The sequence below is a fragment of the Hufsiella ginkgonis genome, from assembly GCF_009834915.1.
GTDB lineage: Bacteria > Bacteroidota > Bacteroidia > Sphingobacteriales > Sphingobacteriaceae > Hufsiella > Hufsiella ginkgonis.
The window spans coordinates 1-2734 of record NZ_WVHS01000010.1; the positions used below are offsets into that span (position 1 = coordinate 1).

Below are 2734 nucleotides of genomic sequence, written 5' to 3' on the forward strand. Positions count from 1 at the left end.
GTGGCAGGAAATAAACAAGTTAAATGAAAGGAACAGCGATGTTCAGCATAAATAATAAAAGCAAATAATCAATGCAATTCTTGGGCGGGTATTCAAACAGGTGGAAGCTTTAAGCCCCGAAGACAAGCACCTGGTCAAGACATTCATTGATGCCTTCTTGACCAAACGGCAGATACAGGAACTGGCCAAATAATAAAGAAGCCCGGCGGGTCCCGCCGGGCTTTGTTCATTTGTTTCTCAACAAACGCCTTATCAATGATCCGAGCAGATAAAGTAAGCTACCCCAGAACAGATCGTTCAGGAGCACTGAAAGTATAAACCAACCATTACTTATATTATCCCTCCCCGGATTAAACGGGAAGCTAAAAAACGTGCGCAATATTGTAATGTGAAGACCTTTTGGGGAAGGTCCGAATGAGAACATAAAGATCGCCAGACCAATCGCGATTATAATGTAAGCGATTGTAAAAGCAATGATGAATACCAAATATCGCCTTAACTTCATACTAGTTTTTTACGCCGTTTTCTTTCAGCCATTTTACAATTGCATCTATCGTTTTATCAGCATCTTTACCGGGGCGAGCTGCATCAAAATGGTGGGCATTATCTCCCGATCCCAACGGACTGCTTTGCCAGGCCCCCTTAAGAATATCCATTATACCGTCCGAGTTGCTTAAAGCATCTCCAGGAAGATCATAACGCAGAATGCTCTTTATATTCCCATTTTCGGATAGCTGTTTATATAAATCAGAATCCGTAGAAATCGGGCTCCCGATCAATACAAGATTGTCTATCACTTGGCCGGATTTAGCAAGCTTCAAAGCGGCCTGAGCCTGCAAAACACTTCCGTAGGAATAGCCGACAAGATTGAATTGCTCGCCCTCTTTTAAAGGCTTATTCTTTAGTTCTTTCTGATACTGGGCAATGGTCTTTAAGATCATCGATAAGATGCTTACCAACAAGAAGTTTAAGGACTTCTTTCAGAATAATATCGAGTCGTTATAAACAGCAAAGGCCGATGATCGCCGGCCTTTGCTGTTTACTTGGTTTTCTTTAATGTGACGCTTTGAAGCATAAGCTTACCGTTAGCTAACAAAACAACTTTTTGTTCCCGGTCTTGCATATATCCCCCCGCAATGGCTGCCGGGAACTTTTCAGCATCGCACTTTAAGATCAGCGTATCCTTTGATATGTAGCTCCATCGTCCCTGGCATTTGGAACTGGCTTCAAAGTATTGCTTGGTAAGAGCAAACGTGCTATCCTGATTTATTGTGAGAGTATACTTGAAGTCTTTGCCAGCTCTGGCGTAATTGCCAACTAGCCCTTTACTTGCTGTACATGAGGCAAATAATACCATCGAAAGCCACAAAATATTCTTGCTCATATCGTTAATGCTTAATATATATTCCCGGTATTGATCTTAGTGTCGTGTTAGCAGGAAGCCCTCTAAGCGCTCCTGCTGCATTGGGATATGCTTGCATAAGCGTACCCAGGTTAGAGTTTATGTTTACAGGCACTAATCCGGTATTTGCAGCACCTCCCAAGCCGTAAGGTTTCGATCCGTCGCTCTTGGTTATTCCCTGCACCCAAGCTGAGGTTATTCCTCCAAAGGAAGTTGCAGAAGAAGATGAAGTCAACGCGGATACAGAAGAAGGATCAAATGCAAACTGCGCTTTGTATGCGGCGACTTCATCTCCAACGTCTTGCCCCAAAGCCTGTCCTGTACTACTGAAAGCAAAGTCACCGGTCTCAAATTGACCACCATGAGTGATTTCATGAAGGAAGTTTGAAGTGGAGCCAAAGCTAAAAACGACATTTCCAGTTTTGGGGTCATACGTGGTTCCGCCCTCCTCACCAGCTCCTGTTTTAAGACTATACATCTGGGTACTTCCTTCTAAAGTCCCTAACGTGCCTATACTTCCGTTTAAGCTAGCAAGTCTGTCTGAAAGATTGCCCAATTTACCGGCAAGTTTTTCCGCACTCCACCCTTCCTTTTGTGCTTTCGCAGTTGTTTTGTTTATGTCCCCCTGAACCTTATCTCTTTGGCCGATAATCGAATTTTTTTGTTTATCCCATTCCTTTCGACTGGCAGGATCTATATCCCGGCCATCTAAGTCAATTATGTTAATAGGGTTGTTTGCAGCGTAATTATAGGGCGACAAAGAATAATATTTCTCTGCTAAAGGATCCGGCACCATCCATCTGCCTACCACTGGATCGTATTGACGCCAACCGTAATCATAGGTGCCCAGTTCCTCCTGCACTTCCTTCCCGTTGTACAGATACTTGCTGGCATTCCCCGGCACCGTTCCTGCTTTCTGCATCCCGAACGGATAGTAGTCGTCGGTTTGGATCACCCTTGCGGTTCCGGCATAAATATCGAAGCTTTTTCTAACGTTTCCTAAATGATCGGTGAGATTGTATTCGTACTTGTAACTGTTATCGGATTGGCGCACGGCACGGCCTTCTTCGGTTTGGATGAAGTTAATCACATAGTTCCCGCTGACGGTGCCGTAATGGATACCGCCTACGTAATCGGTGGTGCCGGTGGTACTGCTCGCTTTGCGGAGCTTGTTGCCTGCCGCATCGTAGGTATATACGATCTCCGTTCCGTTCACCGTGGCCGGAAGATTCAGGTAATTGTAAGTAATCGTTTTATTGTTCCTGCCATCCCTGGCAGCATTCCCGTTGCCGTCATAGAGATAATCGGCAAGGCTGGACAGGCTCGACCCGA

The 2734-nt window shown here is 44.9% G+C and carries 3 protein-coding genes; all 3 read right to left on the minus strand.

Annotated features, from left to right (window positions below; all coding sequences use genetic code 11):
- Positions 1–506: 506 nt before the first annotated feature.
- A complete protein-coding gene (locus GS398_RS22095) occupies positions 507–941 on the minus strand; it encodes an alpha/beta hydrolase (RefSeq protein WP_160909019.1) in 435 nt (144 codons plus the stop codon).
- 98 nt (positions 942–1039) lie between these two features.
- Positions 1040–1384 (minus strand): copper resistance protein NlpE, encoded by a 345-nt coding sequence (locus tag GS398_RS22100; protein ID WP_160909020.1) that lies wholly within the window; start codon positions 1382–1384, stop codon positions 1040–1042.
- 4 nt (positions 1385–1388) lie between these two features.
- Positions 1389–2734: RHS repeat domain-containing protein (locus tag GS398_RS22105; protein ID WP_160909021.1), on the minus strand; the 1346-nt coding region annotated here is incomplete at its 5' end.